Raw genomic sequence first — 21774 nt, forward strand, 5'->3', positions numbered from 1 at the left:
AATTGCGCAGCCTTCCCTCATGTTAGGGAAGGTTGCGCTTTGTCCGTGATAAACTGAGAAAATGTTTCCCGTTGATCACAGTCAGGACGATGAAAAAGAAAAGACCCGTACTTCAGGATGTAGCCGATCTTGTCGGCGTGACCAAAATGACGGTCAGTCGCTATTTACGCAACCCGGAGCAGGTCTCCGAAGCGCTGCGTGGCAAGATTGCCGTTGCCCTCGATGAACTGGGTTATATTCCCAATCGCGCCCCTGACATTCTTTCCAACGCCACCAGCCGCGCCATCGGCGTGCTGCTGCCGTCGTTAACCAATCAGGTCTTTTCGGAAGTACTGCGCGGTATCGAAAGCGTCACCGACGCCTTCGGCTATCAAACCATGCTGGCGCACTACGGCTATAAGCCGGAAATGGAAGAGAAACGCCTCGAATCGATGCTCTCCTGGAACATTGATGGCCTGATCCTCACCGAACGCACCCATACGCCGCGCACCCTGAAGATGATCGAAGTCGCCGGCATTCCGGTGGTGGAGCTGATGGACAGCCGGTCGCCGTGTCTCGATATTGCCGTCGGGTTTGATAACTTTGAAGCCGCCCGGCAGATGACCGCGGCGATCATCGCCCGCGGCCATCGCCATGTCGCCTATCTGGGGGCGCGTCTTGATGAACGTACTATCATCAAACAGAAGGGGTACGAGCAGGCGATGCTTGACGCCGGGATGACGCCCTACAGCGTGATGGTGGAGCAATCCTCGTCCTATTCTTCGGGGATTGAGCTGATGCGCCAGGCGCGCCGCGAATATCCGCAGCTCGACGGCATCTTCTGCACCAACGATGACCTCGCGGTCGGCGCGGCGTTCGAGTGCCAGCGTCTGGGGCTGAAGATACCCGATGATATGGCGATCGCCGGGTTCCACGGCCATGATATCGGCCAGGTGATGGAGCCGCGGCTGGCCAGCGTCCTGACCCCGCGCGAGCGAATGGGGCGCATCGGCGCCGAACGGCTGCTGGCGCGCATTCGTGGTGAAGCGATTACCCCTAAGATGTTAGATTTAGGTTTCACATTGTCACCGGGCGGATCAATTTAAACTGACAAGTTTGAAGTAGATCACACATATTCACATCTGGCACGAATGGATATTGCTTCTCCACAGGTCCGGCATGACAATGTTACCGATAACAGTTACCCGTAACAATTAACCGATACGCCGCCTTCGCGCTGGATGAGTCAGCCCCGGCGCGGCGTACCAGTCCAGTGGGAGGACGCTTTGAGCACGACTAACCATGATCACCACGTCTATGTCCTGATGGGCGTTTCCGGCAGCGGAAAATCCGCTGTCGCCAGCGAAGTGGCGCATCAACTGCATGCCGCGTTTCTTGACGGCGACTTTCTCCATCCGCGCAGCAATATCACCAAGATGGCCTCCGGCGAGCCGCTCAACGATGACGACCGCACGCCGTGGCTGCAGGCGCTAAATGACGCCGCGTTCGCCATGCAGCGTACCAACAAGGTGTCGCTGATCGTCTGCTCGGCGCTGAAGAAGAGCTATCGCGACATTCTGCGCAAGGGCAACCCGAACCTCTCCTTCATCTACCTGAAAGGCGATTTCGACGTGATCGAAAGCCGTCTGAAGGCGCGTAAAGGGCACTTCTTTAAAACCCAAATGTTGGTGACGCAGTTTGAAACGCTGCAGGAACCAGGCGCCGACGAGAGCGATGTGCTTATCGTCGATATCGACCAGCCGCTGGAAGGCGTGGTGGCCAGCACCATCGAGGTGATCAACAAAGGCAGTCACTAGTGAGTACTTTAACGCTTGTTTTAACAGCAGTCGGCTCGGTATTGCTGCTGCTGTTTTTAGTCATGAAGGCGCGAATGCACGCCTTCGTGGCTTTGATGGTGGTTTCTATTGGCGCCGGCCTCTTCTCCGGCATGCCGCTGGATAAAATCGCGGCGACGATGGAGAAAGGGATGGGCGGTACGCTGGGCTTCCTGGCGATCGTCGTCGCGCTCGGCGCGATGTTCGGTAAGATCCTGCATGAAACGGGGGCGGTCGATCAGATTGCCGTCAAGATGCTCAAATCCTTTGGCCACAATCGCGCGCACTATGCGATTGGTCTCGCCGGTCTCATCTGCGCGCTGCCGCTGTTCTTCGAAGTGGCGATCGTACTGCTGATTAGCGTCGCCTTCTCGATGGCGCGCCATACCGGTACTAACCTCGTGAAGCTGGTGATCCCGCTGTTTGCCGGCGTTGCCGCCGCCGCGGCGTTTCTGTTGCCTGGACCGGCGCCGATGCTGCTGGCGTCGCAAATGCACGCCGACTTTGGCTGGATGATCCTGATTGGCCTGTGTGCGGCCATTCCGGGGATGATTATCGCCGGTCCGCTATGGGGCAACTTCATCAGCCGCTACGTCGAATTGCATATTCCTGACGACGTCACGGAACCGCATCTCGGCGAAGGCAAAATGCCCTCCTTCGGCTTCAGCCTGGCGCTGATCCTGCTGCCGCTGGTGCTGGTTGGCCTGAAAACCATCGCCGCGCGCTTTGTGCCGGTGGGTTCCACTGCCTACGAATGGTTCGAGTTTATCGGCCACCCGTTCACCGCGATCCTGGTGGCCTGCCTGGTGGCGATTTACGGTCTGGCGGTACGTCAGGGAATGGCGAAAGACCGGGTGATGGAGATTTGCGGCCACGCGCTGCAGCCGGCCGGGATTATTCTGCTGGTGATCGGGGCTGGCGGCGTCTTCAAGCAGGTGCTGGTTGACTCCGGCGTTGGCCCGGCGCTTGGTGAAGCGCTGACCGGAATGGGGCTGCCGATCGCTATTACCTGCTTCGTACTGGCGGCGGCGGTGCGTATCATTCAGGGCTCTGCCACCGTGGCGTGCCTGACGGCGGTCGGCCTGGTGATGCCGGTGATTGAGCAGCTGAACTACAGCGGCGCGCAGATGGCGGCATTGTCTATCTGTATCGCCGGCGGCTCGATTGTGGTAAGCCACGTGAACGACGCCGGCTTCTGGCTGTTCGGTAAATTTACCGGCGCCAGTGAAGCCCAGACGCTGAAGACCTGGACCATGATGGAAACCATCCTTGGCACCACCGGGGCGATTGTCGGTATGATCGCCTTCCAGCTGCTGAGCTAAGCCCGCTCATCTCCCGCTCGTGGGAAATAAAAAGCCAGGGTAACGCTGCTTACCCTGGCTTCTTTGCAATAAGCCGCCCTTTTTCCCTCTTTTCCTTGCCAGCTATTGGCCCTTATTAGCGCTACGACGATGCTCGTATCCCTCGTCAGCCCTTGCTGTGACTGGGTTTGTCGCTTTTTTTTGGCAAGCGGAAAAGCACCAGATTTCACGCTTAATCCATAATCAGGATCAATAAAATAGCGACGGAAAATATTCCATTCCCCGGGGGTTTTCCCCGATAATCGTTGCGCTTTTGACGACGACCAGCGACGGTGGACAATGTGCAGGATAAGTTGCTTTTCTGATTGTTCAGCAATCATTGATTAATTTCACTTGCGACTTTAGCTGCATTTTGTAAGGTGAGGGATAATCCAGTTGGAAACTGGCCAGGCACAAACAGCACACACCTCGCAGGAATACGTTATGAAAAATGTTGGTTTTATCGGCTGGCGCGGAATGGTCGGCTCTGTTCTCATGCAACGCATGGTTGAAGAGCGCGATTTCGACGCCATTCGCCCGGTGTTCTTCTCTACCTCCCAGCTGGGACAGCCAGCGCCGTCATTCGGCGGTAGCACCGGTGGCACGCTGCAGGATGCGTTCGATCTGGACGCGCTGAAGGCGCTGGACATTATTGTCACGTGCCAGGGCGGCGATTACACCAACGAGATTTACCCGAAGCTGCGCGCAAGCGGCTGGCAGGGTTACTGGATTGACGCGGCTTCTTCGCTGCGCATGAAGGACGATGCGATCATTATCCTCGACCCGGTTAACCAGGATGTGATCACCGCCGGCCTGAACAACGGCGTGAAAACCTTTGTCGGCGGCAACTGCACCGTCAGCCTGATGCTGATGTCCCTCGGCGGCCTGTTTGCTCAGGATCTGGTGGAGTGGGTCAGCGTGGCGACGTACCAGGCGGCTTCCGGCGGCGGCGCGCGTCATATGCGCGAGCTGCTGAGCCAGATGGGGCAGCTGCATAATCATGTGGCCGCGGAGCTGGCGGACCCGGCTTCCGCCATCCTGGATATTGAGCGCAAAGTGACGTCGCTGACCCGCAGCGGCGAGCTGCCGGTCGATAACTTTGGCGTACCGCTGGCGGGCAGCCTGATCCCGTGGATCGACAAACAGCTGGATAACGGTCAGAGCCGCGAAGAGTGGAAAGGCCAGGCGGAGACCAACAAGATCCTCGCCACCTCGTCCGTTATCCCGGTAGATGGCCTCTGCGTTCGCGTTGGCGCGCTGCGCTGCCACAGCCAGGCGTTTACCATCAAGCTGAAGAAAGATGTTTCTATCCCGACCGTTGAGGAGCTGCTGGCCGCGCACAACCCGTGGGCCAAAGTGGTACCGAACGATCGTGAGATTACCATGCGCGAGCTGACCCCAGCCGCGGTGACGGGCACCCTGACCACCCCGGTAGGACGCCTGCGTAAACTGAATATGGGGCCGGAGTATCTATCGGCCTTTACCGTTGGCGACCAGCTGCTGTGGGGCGCCGCGGAGCCGCTGCGCCGGATGCTTCGCCAGCTGGCGTAAGCCCAGGATGAACAGAAAGGGGGTCTTCAAGCCCCCTTTTTTTTTGCGTAATACAAGGAGTAAACGCGGATGATAGATTTTTCCCCACGGAGGTAACTCAGCCTTGGCTATGCTTTAAGTAAGGAATTCCTTACCTGAAGGTGGGACGGAGCAGGAGGATGCTGAGAGCACTGCGCCGTTCAGGTCAAAAAAAGTCGCCAGTTACAGGAATGAGCGACACTTACAACAGGATGAAAGCATGTCTAATCATATTGATAGAGACGTGATTAATGCGCTAATCGCCGGTCATTTCGCGGATCCCTTTTCCGTGCTCGGCATGCACCGTACTGACGCCGGGCTGGAAGTGCGCGCATTATTACCCGATGCCACCGACGTGTGGGTTATTGAACCGAAAACCGGACGCAAAGTCGGCAAGCTCGAATGTCTCGACTCGCGTGGTTTCTTCAGCGGCGTCCTGCCGCGGCGTAAAAACGCTTTTCGCTATCAGCTGGCCGTCACCTGGCACGGGCAGCAGAATCTGATCGATGACCCTTATCGCTTTGGTCCGCTGTTGCAGGACCTTGACGTCTGGCTGCTGTCGGAAGGGACCCACCTGCGCCCTTACGAAACGCTGGGCGCGCACGCTGCCACCATGGACGGCGTCACCGGTACCCGTTTCTCGGTGTGGGCGCCGAACGCCCGCCGCGTATCGGTGGTGGGGCAGTTTAACTACTGGGATGGCCGTCGCCACCCGATGCGATTCCGCAAAGAGTCCGGGATCTGGGAGCTGTTCGTTCCCGGCGCGCATAATGGCCAGCTGTATAAATTCGAACTGATTGACGCCCACGGCAATCTGCGGGTCAAAGCCGACCCTTACGCCTTTGAGTCGCAAATGCGTCCGGAAAGCGCCTCGCTTATCTGCGACCTGCCGCCCAAAGTGGAACAGCCAGCGGACCGCAGAGCGGCGAACCAGTTTGATGCCCCGATCTCTATCTATGAAGTGCATCTCGGCTCCTGGCGCCGTCATACCGATAATAATTTCTGGCTGAGCTACCGCGAGCTGGCCGACCAGCTGGTGCCCTATGCGAAATGGATGGGCTTCACCCATCTCGAACTATTGCCGGTTAACGAGCACCCGTTCGACGGCAGCTGGGGCTACCAACCCACCGGGCTCTATGCGCCGACCCGCCGCTTCGGCACCCGCGACGATTTCCGTTACTTTATCAATGCCGCGCACGCCGCCGGGCTGAACGTCATTCTTGACTGGGTGCCCGGCCACTTCCCGGCGGATGATTTTGCCCTTGCCTCGTTTGACGGCACTTCGCTGTATGAGCACAGCGATCCGCGCGAGGGGTATCACCAGGACTGGAATACCCTGATCTACAACTACGGACGTCGGGAAGTCAGCAACTACCTGGTGGGTAACGCGCTGTACTGGATCGAACGCTTCGGCATCGATGCGCTGCGGGTCGACGCGGTGGCCTCGATGATCTATCGCGATTACAGCCGCAAGGCGGGAGAGTGGATCCCCAACGAATACGGCGGTCGGGAGAATCTGGAAGCCATTGAGTTTCTGCGCAACACCAACCGCATCCTTGGCGAACAGACGCCGGGCGCGGTCACCATGGCGGAAGAGTCCACCGATTTTGCCGGGGTGACCCGTCCGCCAGCCGGCGGCGGCCTCGGTTTCTGGTTCAAATGGAACCTCGGCTGGATGCACGACACCCTGGATTACATGAAGCTCGATCCGGTGCATCGCCGCTACCATCATGACAAAATGACCTTCGGCATGCTCTACAACTACACCGAGAATTTTGTGCTGCCGCTCTCCCACGATGAAGTGGTGCACGGCAAAAAATCGATTCTCGACCGCATGCCGGGCGATGCCTGGCAGAAGTTCGCCAACCTGCGCGCCTACTACGGCTGGCTGTTCGCCTTCCCGGGGAAAAAGCTGCTGTTTATGGGCAATGAGTTCGCTCAGGGGCGCGAGTGGAACCATGACGTTAGCCTCGACTGGCATCTGCTGGAGGGCGGCGACAACTGGCACCACGGCGTCCAGCGGCTGGTGCGCGACCTGAACCATACCTACCGTCATCATAAAGCGCTGCACGAGCTGGATTTTGACCCCTACGGCTTCGAATGGCTGGTGGTCGACGACCATGAGCGCTCGGTGTTTGTCTTTGTACGCCGTGACCGGGCGGGCAACGAGATTATCGTCGCCAGCAACTTCACGCCGGTGCCGCGCCACGACTACCGCTTCGGCATTAACCAGCCGGGCCGCTGGCGCGAGGCGCTAAATACCGACTCCATGCACTATCACGGCAGCAATCAGGGCAATGGCGGCGTGGTGGAAAGCGACGCTATCGCCAGCCATGGCCGCGAACATTCGCTGTCGCTGACCCTGCCCCCGCTGGCGACGATCTGGCTGGTCCGGGAGGCGCAATGACCTCACTCGCGGCAGGCAAACCTGCGCCATTGGGCGCCAGCTATGACGGCAAGGGGGTGAATTTCGCCCTCTTCTCCGCCCATGCGGAGCGGGTGGAGCTGTGCGTATTCGACGAGCAGGGCAACGAGCAACGCTTCGATCTCCCGGCGCGCAGCGGCGACATCTGGCACGGCTGGCTGGCCGCCGCCGGGCCGGGCCTGCGCTACGGCTATCGGGTACATGGTCCCTGGGACCCGGCGCAGGGGCACCGCTTTAACCCGGCCAAGCTGTTGATCGATCCCAGCGCCCACCGGGTCGAGGGCGATCTGCCTGACGATGAGCGCCTGCACGGCGGCATGTGGCAGCCCGATCGCCGCGACAGCGCCGCGGTCGCGCCAAAATCGCAGGTGGTGGATCTGCGCTATGACTGGCGTGGCGATAAACCGCCGCGTACCCCATGGGGGGAAACGGTGATTTATGAAGCGCACGTGAAAGGGCTCACCTTGCTTAATCCGCAGCTACCGGAAGCCATTCGCGGAACCTATAAAGCGCTGGGCCACCCGGCGATGATCGCTTACTTCAAATCGCTGGGCATCAGCGCCCTTGAGCTGTTGCCGGTGGCGCAGTTCGCCAGCGAGCCGCGACTGCAGCGGATGGGGTTAAGCAACTACTGGGGCTACAACCCGTTGGCGTGGTTCGCGCTGGATCCGCGCTACGCCAGCGACCCGGATCGCGCCCTGGATGAGTTTCGCGATGCGGTTAAGGCGCTGCACGCCGCCGGTATCGAAGTGATTCTGGATATCGTGCTCAACCATAGTGCGGAAATCGATCTCGAAGGGCCCACCGTCTCCCTGCGCGGAATCGACAACCGTAGCTATTATTGGGTAAGGGAGGATGGCGATTATCACAACTGGACCGGGTGCGGTAATACGCTCAATCTTAGCCACCCCGGCGTGGTGGAGTGGGCGCGCCAGTGTTTGCGCTTTTGGGTGGATGAGTGCCATGTCGACGGCTTTCGCTTCGACCTCGCCTCAGTGATGGGGCGGACGCCGGAATTCCGCCAGGATGCGCCGCTGTTTGAGGCTATCCGCCGCGACAGCGTGCTGTCGCAGGTGAAACTGATTGCGGAACCCTGGGATATCGGCCCGGGCGGCTATCAGGTGGGTAATTTCCCACCGCTGTTCGCTGAATGGAATGACCATTTTCGCGATAGCGCCCGACGCTTCTGGCTACAGCAAAATGTCTCCCTGGGGGATTTTGCCCAACGTTTCGCGGCCTCCAGCGATCTCTTTGCCCGCGATGGCAAACCGCCATCGGCGACGGTCAACCTGGTGACGGCCCACGATGGCTTCACGCTGCGCGACTGCGTTTGTTTCAATCAGAAACACAATGAGGCAAACGGGGAGGAGAATCGCGATGGGACTAACAATAACTACAGCAACAATCATGGTATAGAAGGATTAGAAGCGAATTTTGCGGTGATTGAACGGCGGCGCGCCAGCGCGCATGCGCTGCTGACGACGCTGCTGCTGGCTCAGGGGACGCCAATGCTGCTGGCGGGCGATGAACAGGGCCACAGCCAGCACGGTAACAATAATGCTTACTGCCAGGACAACGCCCTGACGTGGCTGGACTGGCGCCAGGCGAACCCGGGATTAACCGCCTTTACCGCGGCGCTGATCCACCTGCGGCGCCGTATTCCGGCGCTCACCCGCAACCGCTGGTGGCAGGAGGGGGATGGCAACGTCCGCTGGCTTAATCGCAACGCCCAGCCCCTGACTGCCGCGGAGTGGCAGCAGGGGGCCGCGTGTATGCAGATCCAGTTGTCGGATCGCTGGCTGCTCACGCTGAACGCCACCGCAGAGGTGGTGGATATGGTTTTACCCGAGGGGGAATGGCGCGCCGTTCCTCCATTCGCCGGAGAGGATAATCCGGTCATCATGGCTGTCTGGCATGGGCCCGCGCACGGAGTGTGCGTATTTCAAAGGTCGTAAGCCCTGAAGCTTTCGGTTGCACCCGTGGCGGCGGCGCGGCGGGATGAGCTGGAAAGCGGGGGTGTAAAAAGGAGTTAATCATGGTTAGGCTTGAAAAAAACGATCCGCTGATGCTGGCGCGTCAATTACCCATCAAATCCGTGGCGTTGATCCTCGCGGGCGGGCGTGGCACCCGGCTGAAGGATCTCACCATTAAGCGTGCGAAACCTGCCGTTCACTTTGGCGGCAAGTTCCGTATTATCGATTTCGCATTATCTAACTGCATTAACTCAGGGATCCGCCGCATCGGCGTTATTACCCAGTATCAGTCGCACACGCTGGTGCAGCACATCCAGCGCGGCTGGTCGTTCTTCAGCGAAGAGATGAACGAGTTTGTCGATCTGCTGCCGGCTCAGCAGCGCGTGCATGGCGAAAATTGGTATCGCGGCACGGCGGATGCGGTGACGCAGAACCTGGATATCATCAGCCGCTACAAGGCCGAGTACGTGGTGATCCTCGCGGGCGACCATATTTATAAGCAGGACTACTCGCGCATGCTGATCGACCATGTCGAAAAAGGGGCGCGTTGCACCGTGGCCTGCATGCCGGTGCCCATTGAAGAGGCATCCGCCTTCGGCGTCATGGCGGTCGACGAAAACGAAAAAATCATTGAGTTTGTCGAGAAACCCGCCAACCCGCCGGCGATGCCGACCGACCCGACCAAATCGCTGGCCAGCATGGGCATTTATGTCTTTGACGCCGCCTATCTTTATGAGCTGCTGGAAGAAGACGATCGCAACGAGAACTCCAGCCACGATTTCGGCAAAGACATCATTCCGAAGATCACCGAAGCTGGCATGGCTTATGCACATCCTTTCCCGCTCTCCTGTGTGCAGTCCGACCCGAACGCCGAACCTTACTGGCGCGACGTGGGGACGCTGGAAGCCTACTGGAAGGCTAACCTCGATCTGGCGTCAGTCACGCCGGAGCTGGATATGTACGACCAGAACTGGCCGATCCGCACCCATATGGAATCGCTGCCGCCGGCGAAGTTCGTGCAGGACCGCTCCGGTAGTCACGGCATGACCCTGAACTCGCTGGTTTCCGGGGGGTGCATTATCTCCGGGTCGGTGGTGGTGCAGTCGGTGCTGTTCCCGCGCGTGCGGGTGAATTCGTTCTGTAACATTGATTCGGCAGTCTTGTTGCCAGATGTCTGGGTGGGGCGCTCATGCCGCCTGCGTCGCTGCGTGATTGACCGCGCCTGTGTTATCCCGGAAGGAATGGTGATTGGTGAGAATGCGGAAGAGGATGCACGCCGCTTCTATCGCTCAGAGGAAGGTATCGTGCTGGTGACCCGCGACATGCTGCGGAAATTAGGGCACAAACAGGAGCGCTAATGCAGGTCTTACATGTATGTTCTGAGATGTTCCCGCTGTTAAAGACGGGCGGTCTGGCGGACGTCATCGGCGCACTGCCGGCGGCGCAAATCGCGGAGGGTATCGATACGCGCGTGCTGTTGCCGGCGTTTCCCGATATCCGTCGCGGCGTGGTGGATGCCCAGGTGGTGACCCGCCGGGATACCTTCGCCGGGCGGATCACGCTGCTGTACGGCCACTTTAACGGCGTGGGGATCTACCTGATAGACGCCCCGCATCTCTATGACCGTCCGGGGAGCCCTTACCACGATACCAACCAGCACGCTTATCCCGACAACGTCCTGCGCTTTGCGCTGCTGGGCTGGGTGGGAAGTGAAATGGCCAGCGGACTGGATCCGTTCTGGCGCCCGGATGTGGTGCATGCCCATGACTGGCACGCCGGCCTGACGCCGGCCTACCTGGCGGCGCGCGGACGCCCGGCTAAATCGGTGTTTACCGTGCACAACCTGGCGTACCAGGGGATGTTTTACTCCTGGCATATGAATGACATTGAGCTGCCTTGGTCGTTCTATAACATGCATGGCCTCGAGTTTAACGGGCAGATCTCGTTTCTCAAGGCCGGCCTCTACTACGCCGACCATATTACGGCGGTGAGCCCGACCTACGCGCGCGAGATCACCGAGCCGCAGTACGCCTACGGCATGGAGGGGCTGCTGCGCCAGCGCCATCATGAAGGTCGGCTGTCGGGAATTCTCAACGGCGTTGACGACGGTATCTGGAGCCCGCAAAACGATCTGCTGCTGCCGATGCGCTACGATCGCGACACGCTGGAGGAGAAGGCGGAGAACAAGCGTCAGCTGCAGATTGCCATGGGCCTGAAGGTCGATGATAAAGCGCCGTTGTTTGCCGTCGTCAGCCGTCTTACCAGCCAGAAAGGGCTGGACCTGGTGCTTGAAGCGCTGCCGGGTCTGCTTGAGCAGGGCGGCCAGCTGGCGCTGCTGGGCGCCGGCGATCCGGTGCTGCAGGAAGGTTTCCTCGCCGCCGCCGCCGAACACCCGGGCAAAGTGGGTGTGCAGATTGGCTACCATGAGGCCTTCTCCCACCGCATTATGGGCGGCGCCGACGTCATTCTGGTCCCGAGCCGCTTTGAACCCTGCGGCCTGACCCAGCTGTATGGTCTGAAGTACGGGACGCTGCCGCTGGTGCGCCGCACCGGCGGTCTGGCGGACACCGTCGCTGACAGTTCGCTGGAGAATCTGGCCGATGGTCTGGCGACAGGGTTTGTCTTTGAGGACAGCAATGCGCTGTCATTGCTGCGCGCTATCCGTCGCGCCTTTGTCCTCTGGTCGCGCCCGTCGCTCTGGCGCTACGTGCAGCGTCAGGCGATGAATATGGATTTTAGCTGGCAGGTTGCCGCGAACTCCTATCGCGAACTTTATCAACGCTTGATGTAACCACTGGAGTCATTGTTATGAATGTACCCTTTAGCTATGCATCACCGACGCTGAGCGTTGAGGCGTTAAAGCATTCTATTGCCTATAAACTGATGTTTATCATCGGTAAAGATCCGGCCATCGCCAACAAGCATGAATGGCTTAACGCCACGCTGTTTGCCGTTCGCGATCGCATGGTGGAGCGCTGGCTGCGCTCCAACCGCGCGCAGCTCTCCCAGGAAGTGCGCCAGGTGTACTATCTGTCGATGGAGTTTCTGATCGGCCGCACCCTCTCGAATGCGCTGCTGTCGCTGGGCATTTATGACGATGTGAGCAGCGCGCTGGCGGAGATGGGGCTTGATCTCGAAGAGCTGATCGATGAAGAGAATGACCCCGGGCTTGGCAACGGCGGTCTGGGCCGTCTGGCGGCTTGCTTCCTTGACTCCCTGGCGGCGCTGGGTCTGCCGGGACGCGGTTACGGCATCCGCTACGACTACGGGATGTTTAAACAGAATATTGTCGATGGCCGACAAAAAGAGTCTCCTGACTACTGGCTGGAGTACGGTAACCCGTGGGAGTTTGAGCGCCACAACACCCGCTATAAAGTGCGCTTCGGCGGCCGCATTCAGCAGGAAGGAAAGAAAACCCGCTGGATTGAGACGGAGGAGATCATTGCGGAAGCCTACGACCAGATCATCCCCGGCTTTGACACCGACGCCACCAACACGCTGCGTCTGTGGAGCGCGCAGGCCAGCAGCGAAATTAACCTCGGTAAATTCAACCAGGGCGACTACTTCGCCGCGGTAGAGGATAAAAACCACTCCGAAAACGTCTCCCGCGTGCTCTATCCGGACGACTCGACCTACTCCGGCCGCGAGCTGCGCCTGCGCCAGGAGTATTTCCTCGTGTCGGCCACGGTGCAGGATATCCTGAGTCGCCATTACATGTTGCATAAGACCTATGACAACCTGGCGGACAAGATTGCCATCCACCTGAATGACACCCACCCGGTGCTGTCGATACCGGAGCTGATGCGTCTGCTTATCGACGAACATAAGTTCAGCTGGGACGAGGCGTTTGAGGTGACCTGTCAGGTCTTCTCCTATACCAACCACACCCTGATGAGCGAAGCGCTCGAGACCTGGCCGGTGGATATGCTGGGTAAAATTCTGCCGCGCCATCTGCAGATTATCTTCGAGATTAACGACTATTTCCTCAAGACTTTGCAGGAGCAGTATCCGAACGATACCGACCTCCTCAGTCGCACCTCGATTATCGACGAGTCTAACGGCCGCCGTGTGCGGATGGCCTGGCTGGCGGTAGTGGTCAGCCACAAGGTCAACGGGGTGTCCGAGCTGCATTCCCGACTGATGGTGGAGTCACTGTTTGCCGAATTCGCCAAAATCTTCCCAATGCGCTTTATCAACGTGACCAACGGTGTGACGCCGCGCCGCTGGCTGGCGCTGGCCAACCCGCCGCTGTCGAAAGTGCTGGATGAGCATATCGGCCGCACCTGGCGGACCGATCTGAGTCAGCTTGATGAGCTGAAACAGCATATCGACTACCCGATGGTCAATCAGGCGGTGCGTCAGGCCAAGTTTGAGAACAAACAGCGGCTGGCCAGCTATATTGCTCAACAGCTCAATGTGGTGGTCAATCCGAAGGCGCTGTTTGATGTGCAGATCAAACGTATCCATGAATACAAACGGCAGCTAATGAATGTGCTGCACGTCATCACCCGCTATAACCGGATCAAGGCCGATCCGCAGGCCGAGTGGGTGCCGCGGGTAAATATTTTCGCCGGTAAGGCGGCCTCGGCCTACTATATGGCCAAGCACATTATTCACCTGATCAACGATGTGGCGGCGGTGATTAATAACGATCCGCAGATTGGCGACAAGCTGAAGGTCGTCTTTATCCCCAACTACAGCGTTAGCCTGGCGCAGCTGATCATTCCGGCGGCAGACCTGTCGGAACAGATCTCCCTCGCAGGCACTGAAGCTTCCGGCACCAGTAATATGAAGTTTGCCCTTAACGGCGCGCTGACTATCGGCACCCTTGATGGGGCAAACGTGGAGATGCAGGAGCACGTGGGCGAAGAGAATATCTTTATCTTCGGCAACACCGCGGAAGAGGTGGAGGAGCTACGTCGCAGCGGCTATAAACCACGCGAATATTACGAGCAGGATGAAGAGCTCCACCAGGCGCTGACGCAGATCGGTACCGGCGTCTTCAGCCCGGCGGAACCGGGGCGCTACCGCGACCTGCTGGATTCGCTGATTAACTTTGGCGACCACTACCAGGTTCTGGCGGACTATCGTAGCTATGTGGACTGCCAGGATCGCGTCGACGAGCTGTATCAAAACCCGGAAGAGTGGGCCTATAAGGCGATGTTGAATATTGCCAACATGGGCTACTTCTCTTCTGACCGGACGATCCAGGAGTACGCGAAATATATCTGGCATATCGACCCGGTAAGGCTGTAAGCCAGTCAATGCAACACCACACAACACAACGGGGCCATTTGGCCCCGTTGTGTTGTGTGGCGAACGTTTTATTCGGAAAAGTGCCGGGGAGGATTCAGGCTATTGCGGGAATATACTATTGACGTGAATTCGCCAGCAGTACGATAAACGCTCAATAAGTTTACGTTCATAGCCTATGTGGGATGTAGAAACGACGGATACGTTTGATACCTGGTTCGAATTACAAAGTAGAGCTTTAAAAGAGGATATGTTGGCCACGATTCTCATCCTGTCTGAGTTTGCTCCGCAGCTTGGGCGCCCGTATGTTGATACGGTGAAAGATTCAACGTTTCAGAATATGAAAGAACTCCGGGTTCAGCATCATGGGCTCCCCATCCGCGCCTTTTTTGCTTTTGAGCCTCTGCGGAAAGCTATCGTTTTATGTGCGGGCGATAAGGATGGCATGAATGAGAAACGTTTTTACAAAGAGATGATTACTCTGGCTGACAGAGAATTCAGCCAACACCTGACTAAGGAGCGATAATGGCCACGCTAAAAGAACTCATGGCGAAACAGAGTCCTGATAGCCAGCAGCGTATTGCAGCGAAAGCGGCAGAGATACGCCAGTCTGTCGCTTTAAACTTGCTTCGAGAAGAGTTGCAAATGTCGCAAACAGAGATGGCTGCGGCTATGGGGGTAAAGCAGCCAACGATCGCTAAAATGGAACAGGCTGATAACGACCCTCGGCTTTCGACCCTAAAACGCTACATTGCGGCATTGGGGGGAGAACTCAGTATAAATGTCACATTGCCGACTGGAAAAAAAGTCTCGTTTAATTTGTGAACAGGTATCCGGGCCAAGCGCAAGCCATAGCCCGGGTATTTCTCTCCTGGCGCCGCGCGATGTCAGGACGCTAACGACAGTTCAGACTTTCCCGCATGCTGCGCCAGCCATTCGCTGATGCGCGCCTGCTGCTCGGCAGTCAGCCACATACCCTGTTTGGTTCGACGCCAGATGGCGTCATCCAGGCTGCGCACCCACTCGTGCTCCACCAGATATTTCAGCTCGGCTTCATAAAACTCGTGGCCGAAATCTTCCCCGAGATCGCTCAGGGCGCTGGCTTCCTTCAGGATCCACTCGCTGTTGCTCCCGTAGGTGCGGGCATAATGGCGGGCCAGTGATTCACTGATGAACGGGAAGCGACGGCGCAGTTTTGCCGCGTAGTCGTCGCGGTCGCCGCCGATATCGCCGCCGGGGAGCACCGCGGTTTTGGTCCATGCCGGGCCGATCCCTTTGTAATAGGGGGTCAGTTTTTCCAGTGCATGCTCGGCCAGTTTGCGATAGGTGGTCAGCTTGCCGCCGAAGACGGACAGCAGCGGCGCCTGACCGTTCTCATCGTGAATATCCAGGGTATAGTCGCGGGTAATGGCCTGCGGCGAATCCGACTCGTCGTCGCACAGCGGACGGACGCCGGAGTAGGTCCAGACGATATCGTCCCGGCTGAGGGTCTTTTTAAAGTGCGCGTTATAGACGTTCAGCAGATAGTTGATCTCTTTATCATCAATGGCCACCGCTTTCGGATCGCCCTTATACTCGACGTCCGTCGTGCCGATGATAGAGAACTCATCCATCCACGGAATAACAAACACTATGCGTTTATCTTCGTTCTGCAGAATATAAGCCTGTTTCTGGGTATGCACCCGCGGCACCACGATGTGGCTGCCCTTGATCAGACGGATGCCGTAAGGCGAGCGCAGATGCATCCCTTCGTCGAAGAACTGTTTGACCCATGGGCCGGTGGCATTGACCAGGCCGCGCGCCTTCCAGGTAAACTTCTCACCGCTATCAATATCTTCCGCTTCCACCACCCACAGGCCATTCTCACGTTTCGCCGAGATAGCGCGGGTGCGGGTACGCACTTCGCCGCCTTTGCGGACGACCATCTGCGCGTTGGCCAGCACCAGGCGGGCATCGTCGACCCAGCAGTCGGAATATTCGAAACCGCGCACAATTTCCGGTTTAAGTACCGATTCTGCGCCAAAACGCAACCCGGTGGATCCCGGGAGGCTGGTGCGTTTGCCCAGATGATCGTACATAAACAAGCCGATACGGATCATCCATGCCGGGCGCAGATGCGGGCGATGCGGTAGGCGAAAGCGCATCGGGAAGGCGATATGCGGGGCCATTTTTAACAGCACTTCACGCTCGGCCAGCGCTTCGCTGACCAGACGGAACTCATAGTGTTCGAGGTAGCGTAGCCCGCCGTGGATCAGTTTGGAACTGGCGCTGGAGGTGGCGCAGGCGAGATCGCGCGCTTCCAGCATCAGTACGGATAAACCACGCCCGGCGGCATCTGCCGCGATACCGGCACCGTTGATGCCTCCGCCTATCACAATCAGATCTTTGGTTTCCACGTTCTTACCCTCTCACACTTTCGTTTAAGCTCATAAATGCTCGATATCGCTCACTATAGCAAACAAACGCGCTTTTGGTAACATCAAAAAAACATTTTGAAGTGATGGGTGTAACATATTGGCGTTTCTTTACCGCCTGACGGTACACTACAGGGTAAAATTGGGCCGGCCATCGCCCGTCATGACGAGAAAGAGAAGAGAATCATGGAACAGTTTGAATGCATCAATGTTGAAGAAGCGCACCAGAAACTGCATCAGCAGACGGCGGTACTGGTCGATATCCGCGATCCGCAAAGCTATGCGATGGGTCATACGCCGGGCGCGTTTCATCTGACCAACGATACGCTGGGCGCGTTTATGCGTGACAACGACTTTGACACGGCGGTGATGGTGATGTGCTATCACGGCAACAGCAGCAAGGGCGCCGCGCAGTATCTGCTGCAGCAGGGGTTTGATAAGGTCTATAGCGTTGACGGCGGGTTCGACGCCTGGCATCGCCATTTCCCGGCGGAAGTGGCGCGCGGGACGTTTTAACGACTGGCAGGTATACTATCCCCCTTTGTGTGGAATAAGCGATTCGCTGCATGTTAATGATTACCTCTTTTGCCAACCCGCGGGTGGCCCAGGCGTTTGTCGATTATATGGCGACGCAGGGGATTATCCTGACCATCCAGCAGCATACCCAGAGCGACGTCTGGCTGGCTGATGAGAGTCAGGCCGGGCGCGTCAGGGCTGAGCTGGCGCGTTTTCTCGAAAACCCGGCGGACCCGCGCTATCTGGCGGCGAGCTGGCAGTCCGGACAGACCAATAGCGGGTTGCGCTATCAGCGCTTTCCTTTCTTTGCCACGCTGCGGCATAACGCCGGTCCGTTCACCTGGGCGATTCTGCTGATCTGCATCGCGGTGTTCATCCTGCAAAATCTGCTGGGCGATCAGCCGGTGATGATTTGGCTGGCCTGGCCCTACGATCCTTCGCTGCAGTTCGAAGCCTGGCGCTATTTCAGCCATGCTTTCATGCATTTCTCGCTGATGCATATTCTCTTCAACCTGCTATGGTGGTGGTATCTTGGCGGCGCGGTGGAAAAGCGCATCGGCAGCGGCAAGCTGGTGGTGATCACCGTCATCAGCGCTCTGCTGAGCGGCTTCGTGCAGCACCAGTTTAGCGGCCCGTGGTTTGGTGGCTTGTCGGGCGTGGTCTACGCGCTGATGGGCTACGTCTGGCTGCGGGGCGAGCGCGATCCGCAGAGCGGTATTTATCTGCAGCGCGGGTTGATACTCTTCTCTTTAGTGTGGTTAATTGCTGGCTGGTTTGACGTTTTCGGCATGGCGATCGCCAACGGCGCGCACGTGGCTGGTCTGGCGACCGGCCTGGCGATGGCGTTTGTTGATACCTTACATGGGCGAAAACGCGCATAAAGACTTACCGACAGGGGTCGGGTAGGCGACATTTTTCCAGGGATATTTCATGAAACAAACACAACGTCATGACGCCATTATCGAGCTGGTAAAAAAACAGGGTTACGTCAGCACGGAAGAGCTGGTTGAGCAGTTCGCGGTAAGCCCGCAGACCATCCGCCGCGACCTGAACGATTTAGCCGAACAGAAAATGATCCTCCGCCATCACGGCGGCGCGGCGCTGCCCTCCAGCTCGGTCAACACCTCCTGGCACGATCGCAAAGCGACCCAGACGGCGGAGAAAGAGCGTATCGCCCGGCGGGTGGCCAGCGAGATCCCGGACGGGGCGACGCTGTTTATTGATATCGGCACCACGCCGGAAGCGGTGGCGCACGCCCTGCTCGATCACAACGATCTGCGGATTGTGACCAATAACCTTAACGTCGCCAACACGCTGATGGTGAAAGAGGACTTCCGTATTATTCTCGCCGGCGGCGAACTGCGTAGCCGGGACGGCGGGATCATCGGGGAAGCCACCCTCGACTTTATCTCGCAGTTCCGCCTCGACTTCGGCATTCTCGGCATCAGCGGCGTAGACAGCGATGGCTCGCTGCTGGAGTTTGATTATCATGAAGTGCGCACCAAGCGGGCGATCATTGAGAATTCACGCCACGTGATGCTGGTGGTGGACCATACCAAGTTTGGCCGCAATGCGATGGTCAACATGGGCAGCATCAGTATGGTCGATGCGGTCTATACCGACGTGCTGCCGCCGGCCGGCGTGCTGAAGGTGATCACTGATAACAACCTTCAGCTGGAGCTGTGCTAAACGGCAACGGCGTCGTCAGACGCCGTATCCCATCATCTTAAGTAACTGCTGGGCATGCTGTACCGCGTCCTGCCGGTGGGCGACGCCCAGTTTCTGATACAGGTTGCGAATGTGGGTCTTGATGGTGGTGGCCGCCACGTCAAGCTCGCCGGCAATCTGCTCGTTGCTGTAACCGGAATAGATTAAGCCAAGCACCTGCCACTCGCGCTGGGTCAGCGGGCTGGTGCGGATAAGCTCCGGCACCTCCGGATGATTCAGCAGTCGCTCGACGAACCCTTCGTCAAAGTGGGCGAATTTGTGGCGATGATGCTGGTTGATGTCGCGCAGAATACGCTGGGCGCGATGCTGCTCCAGCTCCGGCAACGTGTTCAACTGGATCAGCTGGCGCAGCTGCTGGGCCATCGCCTCGCCTTCAATCACAAAGTGGTTGATAAAACCGGTGCGGTTGGCGAGCGTCAGGGCTTCCAGCAGGGCTTTCTGCGCTTCGCTCTTGCGTCCTGACTGCCAGTACAGCTGGTTGAGCAGCAGCAGGTTGCGGTTGAGATCGCTCATCAAACGCAGCGAACGCGCATTTTCGTTCAGCTCTTCCAGCACCATTTCCGCCGGTTCGAAGTCGCCCAGCAGGATCTGCGCCCGGGCAATGTTGCGCCACTGGCTCTGCAGGAAGTGGTTGTTGGCGAACTCCGGCTTTGGCGTCTGGCGCAGCCAGTTGGCCGCCGCGGTTTTATCACCGGTCATCTGCCAGTAGATCACTCGCACCTTATCGGCGTTGGAGACCCAGTCGCTGTGATAGTGACCATTACCGAGCAGGTTTTCCAGCCGGTTCAGGTGGCTGCGGGCATTATCCAGATCGCCGCGCGCCAGTGAGCACTGGACCATCAGCGCCAGGCACTGCAGCTGCTGCTGCGGCTGATAGGTGGATAGCACGTCCATCCCCTGGCGGGCGCAAGCTTCAGCCTCGTCGAGGCGCGCCCATGCCCACAGCAGCTGAGAACGGATGCGCAGCAGGAACTCATGCATCGGCAACTGCTCAAGATGCTGTTCGCGTACCAGCTGGAAGGCTTTCTCCTGGCTCTCCCAGGCGGCCTGCAGGAAGCCCTGGGCGAAGAGGATTTCGCTTTGCTGAATGATGCTCCACAGGGCGTAATGCCATACGTCATGACGGCGGGCCATCTGTTCGGTCTGCTGCATCACGGCGAGGGATTTGGTCAGCTTTCCCTTACAATGGAGAACTTCGCCATGCACCGATGTGGCGACGATGCGGCTGTAATAGTTGGCCAGCGGCAGCTCTTCCAGGGCCACCATTGACAGACGTTCCGCCTCGTCCTGGTCGCCATCGTTAATCGCCACCTGCGCGCGCAGCGCGTTGAAGTCGCCATGCATCGCGGTGTCCATTTCCACACTCATCTCCTGCTCGGCGCGCGCCAGCAGGGTATTGACTTCGCTGTAGCGATGCTGGCTCTGCATCAGCCAGGCCTGGAGCAGGATCAGGCGCGGATTTTCCAGCAGATTGGACCATGGCAGCGCCGCCAGCGACTGCTCCAGTAGCCCCAGCTCGCTATGGTTAAACATGCCCCAGGCATGATTGAGCAAGATATCGCGCAGCATTTTGGCATCGCCGGCCGCCAGCGCATGGTGGATGGCCTCGCTGGGGAAACCTTGCGCCATCCAGCTTTCCGCGGCGGCGCGGTGGATCTCCGGTAGTTCAACCGCCAGCTCCCACTGACAGCGCTGGCGCAGGAAGCTGCCAAACAGCGGGTGATAGCGGAACCATTCGCCGGAATCATCCATCCGCTGCAGGAACAGCCCCTGGCGTTCGATCTCCTCCAGCTGCATCTGGCCATTCTCTTCGCCGGTGACGCGCACGATTAACGCGTCGTTCATTGAGCGCAGCAGAGAACTCTTCAGCAAAAAGTTGCGCGTGCGGGCGTCAACGTTATCCAGCACTTCATCCACCAGATAATCCGACAGATGGCTGGCGTTAATCCCGGCGAGGCGGCGGGCGGAGTGTTGGGCGGAGGAGTTATTCTGGCGGGCGGAGAGGGCGATGAGTTGTAGCGCGGTGGCCCACCCGGCGACATCGTCGCACAGCCGGCTACTGTCGTCGGCTTCGATAGGCGATGTCAGACGACAGTCGAAAAATTGTTTCGCCTCCTGGTGGGTAAAGGCCAGCTGCTGACTGCCAATCTCCAGAAGCTGATCGCGGACGCGCAGATTGGCAATGCCCAGCTGCGGCAGGTTACGCGACAGGACCACCAGGGTCATATTCTCCGGCTGATGGCGCAGGAAAAAGCGCATCGCGTCATGGATCACCGGATTATTGATCAGATGGTAATCATCAATGACGAGATACAGCGGGCGCTGCCAGTCGGCAAGTTCAATAAACAGCTGCGCAAAAAGAGAGGAGAGACTGGCGTACTGGCGTTTTTGCACCATCGCTTCACTGGCCGCGCAGTGGTTGCCGGTAGCCTGCTGAATCGCCGCGATCAGATAGCTGGCAAAACGCTCCTGCTGGTTGTCGCCTTCGTCCAGCGAAAACCACCCAAGATCGTTTTTACCCGCGGCCCACTGAGAAATGAGCGTTGTCTTACCGTACCCGGCAGGACTGGTGATCAGCACGAGACGATAATTGTTCGCGCCGGAAAGTTTCGCCAGTAAGCGCTCACGAACCACAGTGTGTTCAAGGCGGACCGGACGACTTAATTTGGACGGAATCAACATAGTTCTACATTTCGCTGTGCAAGAGAGAGGTTGCGATTTTTTTTGCGCTTCGTAATTAAT

Annotated in this window: 17 protein-coding genes; 14 read left to right on the forward strand and 3 right to left on the reverse strand. The window is 58.3% G+C overall.

The genetic code is table 11. From position 1 onward, the window contains the following. Nucleotides 1-89 precede the first annotated feature (89 nt). The 3 genes from gntR (at nt 90) to gntU (ending at nt 3136) form a co-directional block, all read left to right on the forward strand. A complete protein-coding gene (gntR, locus tag KHQ23_RS06865; RefSeq protein ID WP_002920777.1) occupies nt 90-1085 on the forward strand; it encodes a gluconate operon transcriptional repressor GntR in 996 nt (331 codons plus the stop codon). 180 nt (nt 1086-1265) lie between these two features. Further along, the gene (gene gntK / locus KHQ23_RS06870; protein WP_002920775.1) at nt 1266-1796 is read left to right on the forward strand and encodes a gluconokinase; all 531 of its coding nucleotides are present in this window, start codon (nt 1266-1268) and stop codon (nt 1794-1796) included. Next, complete coding sequence (gntU, locus tag KHQ23_RS06875; protein ID WP_002920773.1) at nt 1796-3136, forward strand: gluconate transporter; 1341 nt, start codon at nt 1796-1798, stop codon at nt 3134-3136. The genes gntK and gntU overlap by 1 nt, the downstream gene beginning before the upstream one ends. Here gntU and KHQ23_RS06880 read toward each other — a convergent pair. Beyond that, a complete protein-coding gene (locus tag KHQ23_RS06880; RefSeq protein WP_020804865.1) occupies nt 3133-3495 on the reverse strand; it encodes a hypothetical protein in 363 nt (120 codons plus the stop codon). The genes gntU and KHQ23_RS06880 overlap by 4 nt on opposite strands. A 103-nt stretch (nt 3496-3598) precedes the next feature. On the opposite strand from KHQ23_RS06880, the gene asd reads away from it, so the two are divergent. From asd to KHQ23_RS06920, 8 genes are all read left to right on the forward strand, one after another. Continuing rightward, nucleotides 3599-4705 (forward strand): aspartate-semialdehyde dehydrogenase, encoded by a 1107-nt coding sequence (gene asd / locus KHQ23_RS06885; protein WP_002920570.1) that lies wholly within the window; start codon nt 3599-3601, stop codon nt 4703-4705. A gap of 238 nt (nt 4706-4943) precedes the next feature. Further along, a complete protein-coding gene (gene glgB, locus KHQ23_RS06890; protein WP_004150069.1) occupies nt 4944-7130 on the forward strand; it encodes a 1,4-alpha-glucan branching enzyme in 2187 nt (728 codons plus the stop codon). Further along, entirely contained in the window at nt 7127-9103 is a 1977-nt protein-coding gene (glgX, locus tag KHQ23_RS06895) for a glycogen debranching protein GlgX (protein WP_004174015.1), read from the forward strand. Before glgB ends, glgX begins: the two co-directional genes overlap by 4 nt. An 80-nt stretch (nt 9104-9183) precedes the next feature. Beyond that, nucleotides 9184-10479, forward strand: a complete 1296-nt coding sequence (gene glgC, locus KHQ23_RS06900) for a glucose-1-phosphate adenylyltransferase (protein WP_002920566.1) — start codon at nt 9184-9186, stop codon at nt 10477-10479. Beyond that, nucleotides 10479-11912 carry a glycogen synthase GlgA gene (glgA, locus tag KHQ23_RS06905; RefSeq protein ID WP_002920564.1) on the forward strand — a complete coding sequence of 478 codons (1434 nt, stop codon included), beginning with the start codon at nt 10479-10481 and terminating at the stop codon, nt 11910-11912. The genes glgC and glgA overlap by 1 nt, the downstream gene beginning before the upstream one ends. A 17-nt stretch (nt 11913-11929) precedes the next feature. Then, on the forward strand, nt 11930-14377 hold the full coding sequence (glgP, locus tag KHQ23_RS06910) for a glycogen phosphorylase (protein ID WP_002920561.1): 2448 nt from the start codon (nt 11930-11932) through the stop codon (nt 14375-14377). Nucleotides 14378-14552: 175 nt separating this feature from the next. Then, complete coding sequence (locus KHQ23_RS06915; RefSeq protein ID WP_032410616.1) at nt 14553-14900, forward strand: type II toxin-antitoxin system RelE/ParE family toxin; 348 nt, start codon at nt 14553-14555, stop codon at nt 14898-14900. Then, on the forward strand, nt 14900-15199 hold the full coding sequence (locus tag KHQ23_RS06920; protein ID WP_002920557.1) for a helix-turn-helix domain-containing protein: 300 nt from the start codon (nt 14900-14902) through the stop codon (nt 15197-15199). Before KHQ23_RS06915 ends, KHQ23_RS06920 begins: the two co-directional genes overlap by 1 nt. Before the next feature lie 62 nt (nt 15200-15261). Here the strand turns inward: KHQ23_RS06920 and glpD are convergent, their stop codons facing one another. Continuing rightward, nucleotides 15262-16770, reverse strand: a complete 1509-nt coding sequence (gene glpD, locus KHQ23_RS06925; protein WP_002920554.1) for a glycerol-3-phosphate dehydrogenase — start codon at nt 16768-16770, stop codon at nt 15262-15264. Between the two features lie 204 nt (nt 16771-16974). Here glpD and glpE point away from each other — a divergent pair, with 204 nt between their 5' ends. From glpE to KHQ23_RS06940, 3 genes are read left to right on the forward strand one after another with little or no spacing between them, the layout of a single operon-like run. Continuing rightward, nucleotides 16975-17304 carry a thiosulfate sulfurtransferase GlpE gene (gene glpE, locus KHQ23_RS06930; protein WP_002920552.1) on the forward strand — a complete coding sequence of 110 codons (330 nt, stop codon included), beginning with the start codon at nt 16975-16977 and terminating at the stop codon, nt 17302-17304. A gap of 50 nt (nt 17305-17354) precedes the next feature. After that, nucleotides 17355-18185, forward strand: coding sequence for a rhomboid family intramembrane serine protease GlpG (gene glpG, locus KHQ23_RS06935; protein ID WP_004151408.1), 831 nt, complete (start codon nt 17355-17357; stop codon nt 18183-18185). Nucleotides 18186-18234: 49 nt separating this feature from the next. Beyond that, the gene (locus tag KHQ23_RS06940; RefSeq protein ID WP_002920548.1) at nt 18235-18993 is read left to right on the forward strand and encodes a DeoR/GlpR family transcriptional regulator; all 759 of its coding nucleotides are present in this window, start codon (nt 18235-18237) and stop codon (nt 18991-18993) included. A gap of 15 nt (nt 18994-19008) precedes the next feature. Here KHQ23_RS06940 and malT read toward each other — a convergent pair whose 3' ends face one another. Then, the gene (malT, locus tag KHQ23_RS06945) at nt 19009-21714 is read right to left on the reverse strand and encodes an HTH-type transcriptional regulator MalT (protein ID WP_002920545.1); all 2706 of its coding nucleotides are present in this window, start codon (nt 21712-21714) and stop codon (nt 19009-19011) included. Nucleotides 21715-21774 lie beyond the last annotated feature (60 nt).

The organism is Klebsiella sp. 64 (genome assembly GCF_018223915.1).
GTDB classification, from domain to species: domain Bacteria; phylum Pseudomonadota; class Gammaproteobacteria; order Enterobacterales; family Enterobacteriaceae; genus Klebsiella; species Klebsiella pneumoniae.

Bases quoted from the DNA above. Each gene is read 5' to 3' on its own strand.
- KHQ23_RS06920 (WP_002920557.1), top strand. From the start codon at position 14,900: ATGGCCACGCTAAAAGAACTCATGGCGAAACAGAGTCCTGATAGCCAG.
- glpE (WP_002920552.1), top strand. From the start codon at position 16,975: ATGGAACAGTTTGAATGCATCAATGTTGAAGAAGCGCACCAGAAACTG.
- KHQ23_RS06915 (WP_032410616.1), top strand. From the start codon at position 14,553: ATGTGGGATGTAGAAACGACGGATACGTTTGATACCTGGTTCGAATTA.
- KHQ23_RS06880 (WP_020804865.1), bottom strand. From the start codon at position 3,495: ATGATTGCTGAACAATCAGAAAAGCAACTTATCCTGCACATTGTCCAC.
- asd (WP_002920570.1), top strand. From the start codon at position 3,599: ATGAAAAATGTTGGTTTTATCGGCTGGCGCGGAATGGTCGGCTCTGTT.
- glgC (WP_002920566.1), top strand. From the start codon at position 9,184: ATGGTTAGGCTTGAAAAAAACGATCCGCTGATGCTGGCGCGTCAATTA.
- glgA (WP_002920564.1), top strand. From the start codon at position 10,479: ATGCAGGTCTTACATGTATGTTCTGAGATGTTCCCGCTGTTAAAGACG.
- malT (WP_002920545.1), bottom strand. From the start codon at position 21,714: ATGTTGATTCCGTCCAAATTAAGTCGTCCGGTCCGCCTTGAACACACT.
- glpG (WP_004151408.1), top strand. From the start codon at position 17,355: ATGTTAATGATTACCTCTTTTGCCAACCCGCGGGTGGCCCAGGCGTTT.
- glgB (WP_004150069.1), top strand. From the start codon at position 4,944: ATGTCTAATCATATTGATAGAGACGTGATTAATGCGCTAATCGCCGGT.
- glgP (WP_002920561.1), top strand. From the start codon at position 11,930: ATGAATGTACCCTTTAGCTATGCATCACCGACGCTGAGCGTTGAGGCG.
- KHQ23_RS06940 (WP_002920548.1), top strand. From the start codon at position 18,235: ATGAAACAAACACAACGTCATGACGCCATTATCGAGCTGGTAAAAAAA.
- gntR (WP_002920777.1), top strand. From the start codon at position 90: ATGAAAAAGAAAAGACCCGTACTTCAGGATGTAGCCGATCTTGTCGGC.
- glgX (WP_004174015.1), top strand. From the start codon at position 7,127: ATGACCTCACTCGCGGCAGGCAAACCTGCGCCATTGGGCGCCAGCTAT.